The sequence below is a fragment of the candidate division WOR-3 bacterium genome (genome assembly GCA_016926475.1).
Lineage (GTDB): Bacteria > SDB-A > SDB-A > SDB-A > SDB-A > JAFGIG01.
This window is the reverse complement of sequence record JAFGON010000042.1, coordinates 1-5,904: the sequence shown is the minus strand read 5'-3', so window position 1 is coordinate 5,904 and position 5,904 is coordinate 1. Positions and strand designations below refer to the sequence as shown.

The window sequence follows — 5,904 nt, the reverse complement described above, 5'->3', positions numbered from 1 at the left end:
GGGACTCGAACCCACGACCTAGTGGTTAACAGCCACCCGCTCTGCCAATTGAGCTACCGAGCAGTGCAAGTTTTCATTTTATCTTTTTTTTTATCTATGTCAAGCACTATCAGGGCAAAATCAACATGGCGTCGCCGTATGATGCGAACATGTAACCGCTTTCAAGCGCTTTTTTGTACGCCTTTAAAATTCGCTCTCTGCCGGCAAAAGCAGATACAAGGCAAATCAGAGATGTTCTGGGAAGATGAAAATTCGTCAGAAGGCCGTCCACTGTTTTGAATCTATAAGGCGGGTATATGAACACGTCAGTCCACCCCCGGGCGGAGCTGACAAAACCTTCGGAATCGGCGCATGATTCGAGGACCCTGACCGAAGTAGTCCCAACAGCGAATACCCTACCCCCCTTTTTCCGAATCGTGTTTATTTTCATCGAAGCCTCCGCTGACAATTCATAGTATTCAGAATGCATCCTGTGTTTTTCGACATCATCCGAAAGTTGAGCGAACGTTCCAAAGCCCACATGAAGAAGAATGTTGACTATCCCAACGCCTTTTTTCTCCAATGTTTCAATCATCTCCCTTGTTATGTGAAGCCCCGCTGTAGGCGCGGCGACAGCCCCGGGAGTTCCCGCGTAAACGGTCTGGTATCTGTTTCTGTCTTCTTCAGTCGCCGGTCTTTTAATGTATGGGGGCAGAGGTGTTTTGCCGATCTTGTCAATTTCATTCCAATCCATTTCCCTGTCTGTTTCAAATCTCACAGTCCTCAGCGCCCCTTCCCCCCTTTTCTCGATTAGGATAGTTTGCCCTGAATTGTTCAGAACTACGGTTTCTCCTGGCCTTACTCTTCTTGATGGCTTGACGAGAGCTTCAAAGAGGTTTTTTTCCTGCTTTTTTTCCGTCAAAAATATCTCTACGTTACCACCGGTTTGTTTTCGTTTGCCGAAAAGCTTTGCCGAGACTACTTTGGTGCTGTTTAGGACAAGCGCATCTCCTTTTGACAGGAAAGAAACCAGATCAGAAGCTTGCAAGTCGAGCGAAAGGTTTTCGTCCGTCCTCGAGATGACGAGCATTTTGGAAAAACCCCTCTTTTCGGCCGGAAATTGAGCTATTTTCTCCGGAGGGAGCTCGTAGTCGAAATCTTCGCTTTTAATGTAGGCCAATTCTCGAAAATTTCTTAAAAGCCTTTTTTGCCCTGTTTCTGTCATTCTTGCCGACGAGAACCAAATAAAAAAGGCTGTCGCTATCAGAATTTTCAACCGAGGATGGTATCAATTCGGAATTGAGGAAATTCATAAGCCTGTAAGCATTGAGCTTGCTGGGAAACTGAGCAAGAACAAATGTCTCATCCTTCATCGAAAATTCCCTTTTCCCTTCTTTCATCTCTTACACCGATGTAGGAATAAGCGGTGGATGTGGCAACCCTGCCTTTGGGGGTTCTCTTTATCATTCCTTTTTTTATCAGATAAGGCTCGTAGACTTCTTCAATCGTGTCTTCGCTCTCAGCGAGAGCGAGCGCGAGAGTTGATAACCCCACAGGTCCGCCTTCAAATTTTTTTACTATGATCTCAATTATGTCCCTGTCCATTTTTTCAAACCCGAAAGAATCAATCCCGTGGTTGTCAAGAGCCTGGCACGCCCTCTCAAGCGTTATAACCGTCTCTTCGCTGACCTGAGTCCAGTCTCTCACCCTTCTGAGAAGTCTGTTTGAAATACGGGGTGTCCCCCTTGACCTTCGAGCGACTTCCTCGGCGGCTCTTCTCTCTATCTCGATGCCGAGTATTGAAGAAGATCTCTGGACTATCGCCGTCAACTCCGGAATGTCGTAATAGTCAAGCCTGTAGGTCATGCCGAATCTCGCCCTGAGGGGAGGAGTTAAAAGTCCGGTCCTCGTTGTAGCGCCAATCAAAGTGAAGGGTTTCAGATTGATCTTTATTGTCCTGGCGGCAGGTCCTGAATCTATTACTATATCAAGAGCGAAATCTTCCATCGCCGAATATAGATATTCTTCGACAATCCTGTTCATCCGGTGTATTTCGTCTATGAAGAGAATGTCTTTGAAAGAGAGATTTGTCAGTATTCCGGCGAGGTCTCCGGCTTTGTCGAGGACGGGTCCGGATGTCGAAAAAAACTTCACCTTCATCTCTTTTGAGACTATATTTGCCAGAGTAGTCTTACCAAGACCCGGAGGCCCCACAAAAAGCGTGTGTTCAAGAGCTTCACCTCTTGCTTTAGCGGCGTCTATCGCCACTTGAAGATTTCTTTTAGTGTCTTCCTGCCCGGGAAAATCCCTGAAAGACTGTGGCCTTATGAGGTTTTCGGTCTTCTTGTCGGTCTCTTTTTTCAAAGGGTCTGTGTTCTCGTTCATATCTTCGCCAAACTCTTTCTTATCAGGTCTTCGACATCTATTTGCGGTTCCTGCTTGACCACTGAAGCGACTGCTTTGTAAGCCGCGGTTCTCGCGTATCCGAGTGTCACGAGCGCGTTGACAGCATCTTCCGCGGCGGAGAGCGTGAAGGTTTTCGAGCCTCCTCTAAGAATTTTATCTTTGAGTTCCAGAACAAGCCTCATTGCGGTCTTTTTCCCCACTCCCTTTAAAGTCTCCAGAAATCCGACTTCTTCTGAGGATATAGCCTCGGTAAGCCTTTCGGGACTCGAAGCGGAGAGCATGGAAAGAGCCATCTTGGGTCCGATGCCCTTGACTTTGGTCAATAGAGAAAACAGTTCCCTTTCACTCTCGGAAGAAAACCCGTAAATCTCAATGTTCTCCCTTCCCTGGGATGCCGAAAAACAAATTTTCGTCCACAGAAAAACATCTTCACCTTCGTTTGGAAGGTTTTCATAGGATGTAACCGAAGTCATGATTTTGTAGCCGACGCCGTTTACATCTACGACGGCGAACGCCGGTTTTTTTTCTACGAGTTTTCCTTTCAGGTATTCCAGCAATTTTTTATCGACCTCTTGTTTATATGTGTCAAAGCGACCGCGAGAGCGTCGAATATGTCGAAAACAGTTTCGTCGATTTCACCCAAAATACTTTTAACCATGTAACAGACCTGTTCTTTGCTCGCGTCTCCGTTTCCGGTCAGCGATTTTTTAATCTCTCTCGGGCTGTATTCAAAAACAGGCACTCTGTTTTCCGCCAGGTATTCAAACACAACTCCTCTCGCGTGCGACATAATCATGGACGATCTGAAATTTTTCGACAAAAAAACCGTCTCGCAAGCCGCTTCAGATATTTTTGAATTTACAAGTATCTCAGAAAGTTTTCCTCTTATCTGATTCAACCTCTCTCCAAGAGAAAGGTTTTTCGAGGTTCTGATCATACCGCAGTTTTCAAGTTTTAGAATTTCGCCCTCTGAACAGATAACACCGAATCCAGTCACGGAAAGCCCAGGATCTATACCTAAAATGGTCACTGTTCTTCTATCGCGGCCAATATATCATCGGGAATGTCGAAATTCGCGTGAACGTTCTGGACGTCGTCCTGATCTTCAAGACTGTCCATGAATTTAAAAACTTTTGAGGCTTTATCCCTGTTCTCAATTTTTACCGGATTTTCCGAAATCCATGCAATTTTTGCCGAAGCAACTTTAAACGATTTTTCAAGTTTCTCTCGAACCGAGTTGAAATTTTCAAACGCGGTGTATATAAAAAAAGAATTATCCGAAGGCTGAAAATCCTCGGCTCCGGCGTCGAGGGCGCTTTCCATGGCTTTATCTTCTTCTATTCCCGCGGAATTGATTTCAATTATTCCTTTCCTTGTGAACATCCAGGCGACGCAGTTCGGGGAACCTATGCTGCCTCCGTACTTCGTGAAAATATGCTTTAGTTCCGATGTCGTCCTGTTCTTGTTGTCGGTAGCGACTTCGACCATTACAGCGACGCCTTCAGGACCATAGCCTTCATACATGATCTCTTCATAGACGACGCCGGGCATTTCTCCCGTCCCTTTTTTTATGGCTCTGTCTATGTTGTCTTGAGGCATATTCGCGCTCTTTGCAGCGAGAACCGCGTTTCTCAGCCTCGCGTTTCCGTCTATGTCACCCCCTCCTTCTCTCGCGGCGAGGGTTATTTCTTTTATGAGTTTGGTGAAAATTTTGCCTCTCTTGGCGTCAATTTTCTCTTTTTTTCTCTTTATTGTGCTCCACTTTGAATGACCTGACATCGTCACCTCCTTAATAACACTTCGCCGGTTTTTGGGTTTATGAGAGGCACTTTTAACGCGCACTGAGGGCATTCTTCCTGCGTGTAGTCTTCTCCTTTCGCGCTATAAAGAGCTATTATTGACGTATCGGAATTCTTATCCGTTCTTCTGTCTATCATCACGGCTTTGGATATGACTATTCCTCCTGATTGAATTACAGTTTTTTGCGCAGCCCCGAGAGATTTCCCCGTCGTGAGAACATCGTCCACTATTACAATTCTCGCGCCTTCCCTGATTTTCATACCCCTTAAAAGGCAGAATTCTTCACCTTTCTTTTCCAGGTAAACACAACCAAACCCCAATATTCTCGCGACTTCAAATGCCAATATCATTCCACCTGTCGCCGGCCCACAGACGAGATCTATGTTTTCGTTCACAGAGGATTTAATCATATCAGCTATTCTCCCGCAGAGGACGGAAGTCATAATAGGTTTTTCGAGTATCCTGAATTTTTCAAAATAAAAAGGTGAATGCCTCCCCGAGGTCAGTAAAAAATGACCGTTTCTCATCACTCCCAATTCGAGCAGAATTTGCTCGTTTGTCATATCTGAAATTTTATCTTTCACTTCAGCATTTCCTTCACTTTTTGGACAAGAATTTTCGGGTCGTCAGCCTCGGTCACCGGCCTTCCCATAACTATAGCGTTCACTCCAGCTTTTTTTGCGTCATCCGGACCGTATACTCGGCGTTGGTCGTCAGAGCTTTTCCCCATTCTTATACCCGGGGTGACGATCAAGAAATCCTGTCCGTGCCTTTCCCTCAATTCACTGGCTTCGCCGACCGAGCAAACAATTCCGTGTGCGCCTGATTCTCTGGCTATGTCGGAAAGTTTAAGCGCTCTATCCCTGATTGTTCCTTTTTCGCAATAACATTCACTGTATGAATTTTGGTCGATGCTCGTAAGAATTGTCACAGCTAAAAGTTTTGTCCTGGATCCGGAGATAGCTTCCGAGCAGGCTTTTATCATTTATCTGCCTCCTGAAGCGTGCACCGTCAAGTACTTGACCTTTAAACGGGCGGCTGTTTGGGCTGCTTTTCTTACGGTGTTAGGTATATCGTGAAGTTTAAGATCGAGGAATATTTCTTTTCCGGAATCCACGAGCTCCCTTACGAAAGAAGGCCCCTCGCCTGTGAAAAGCTGAAATCCAATTTTGTAAACGTCCACCGAATCCCCCAAGATGTCAACCCATTTCTTGGCTTTGTCCCTGTCGTCAAAATCCAGAGGGAAAACGAACTCTATCATCTCAAAATTTCTATTTTGACCATGCCCTTTGAAAGCAGGTCTATTCTCCGAGCGGATTCGTAGCTGAGGTCTATGATTATGCTCTCGTCGACAGGACCTCTGTCGTTGATTCTCACGACGATACTCTTGAAGTTTTCGATGTTGGTGACCCTCACGAGAGTGCCGAAAGGCAGAGTTCTGTGAGCCGCGGTCAGTGCGTACATGTTGAAAGTCTCTCCGCTTGCAGTTCTCTTGCCGTGAAAACCCTCGCCGTAATAGGTCGCGTAACCTGTAGTCGCGTTGTCCTCATGAGTTTCTCCAGACGACTGGTCTTGATTGTCAGACGAGTTGTCCTCTGTCCCGCAATCCTGCGATGTTCCGCGGTCGTAGTGCGTCGAAGAAGAGTTGAACATGACAGTGGCGCAGCCAGCGAAAACAAATAAGGTGAGAATTGTCAAAAATAATCTAATTTTTTTCAT

8 protein-coding genes and 1 pseudogene are annotated in these 5,904 nt (G+C 45.9%); all 9 read right to left on the bottom strand.

Annotated features, from left to right (window positions below; genetic code table 11):
• Positions 1-109 precede the first annotated feature (109 nt).
• Positions 110-1,150 (bottom strand): tRNA preQ1(34) S-adenosylmethionine ribosyltransferase-isomerase QueA, encoded by a 1,041-nt coding sequence (gene queA, locus JXA84_04375; protein MBN1150441.1) that lies wholly within the window; start codon positions 1,148-1,150, stop codon positions 110-112.
• Positions 1,146-1,352: a hypothetical protein gene (locus JXA84_04370; protein MBN1150440.1), complete on the bottom strand. Its 207-nt coding sequence runs from the start codon at positions 1,350-1,352 to the stop codon at positions 1,146-1,148. Before JXA84_04370 ends, queA begins: the two co-directional genes overlap by 5 nt.
• A complete protein-coding gene (gene ruvB, locus JXA84_04365; protein ID MBN1150439.1) occupies positions 1,342-2,364 on the bottom strand; it encodes a Holliday junction branch migration DNA helicase RuvB in 1,023 nt (340 codons plus the stop codon). Before ruvB ends, JXA84_04370 begins: the two co-directional genes overlap by 11 nt.
• A complete protein-coding gene (gene ruvA / locus JXA84_04360) occupies positions 2,361-2,942 on the bottom strand; it encodes a Holliday junction branch migration protein RuvA (protein MBN1150438.1) in 582 nt (193 codons plus the stop codon). Before ruvA ends, ruvB begins: the two co-directional genes overlap by 4 nt.
• Complete coding sequence (gene ruvC / locus JXA84_04355) at positions 2,927-3,415, bottom strand: crossover junction endodeoxyribonuclease RuvC (GenBank protein ID MBN1150437.1); 489 nt, start codon at positions 3,413-3,415, stop codon at positions 2,927-2,929. The genes ruvA and ruvC overlap by 16 nt, the downstream gene beginning before the upstream one ends.
• A complete protein-coding gene (locus JXA84_04350; protein MBN1150436.1) occupies positions 3,412-4,164 on the bottom strand; it encodes a YebC/PmpR family DNA-binding transcriptional regulator in 753 nt (250 codons plus the stop codon). The genes ruvC and JXA84_04350 overlap by 4 nt, the downstream gene beginning before the upstream one ends.
• A gap of 2 nt (positions 4,165-4,166) precedes the next feature.
• Positions 4,167-4,769 carry an orotate phosphoribosyltransferase gene (locus JXA84_04345; protein ID MBN1150435.1) on the bottom strand — a complete coding sequence of 201 codons (603 nt, stop codon included), beginning with the start codon at positions 4,767-4,769 and terminating at the stop codon, positions 4,167-4,169.
• Positions 4,766-5,446, bottom strand: a pseudogene (gene pyrF, locus JXA84_04340) (orotidine-5'-phosphate decarboxylase). Before pyrF ends, JXA84_04345 begins: the two are co-directional and overlap by 4 nt.
• Positions 5,443-5,904, bottom strand: a complete 462-nt coding sequence (locus tag JXA84_04335; protein ID MBN1150434.1) for a septal ring lytic transglycosylase RlpA family protein — start codon at positions 5,902-5,904, stop codon at positions 5,443-5,445. Before JXA84_04335 ends, pyrF begins: the two are co-directional and overlap by 4 nt.

What these genes read in the sequence shown, in the direction of transcription:
- JXA84_04370 (MBN1150440.1), bottom strand. Translation starts at nt 1,352, where the DNA reads ATGAAGGATGAGACATTTGTTCTTGCTCAGTTTCCCAGCAAGCTCAAT.
- ruvB (MBN1150439.1), bottom strand. Translation starts at nt 2,364, where the DNA reads ATGAACGAGAACACAGACCCTTTGAAAAAAGAGACCGACAAGAAGACC.
- JXA84_04350 (MBN1150436.1), bottom strand. Translation starts at nt 4,164, where the DNA reads ATGTCAGGTCATTCAAAGTGGAGCACAATAAAGAGAAAAAAAGAGAAA.
- JXA84_04335 (MBN1150434.1), bottom strand. Translation starts at nt 5,904, where the DNA reads ATGAAAAAAATTAGATTATTTTTGACAATTCTCACCTTATTTGTTTTC.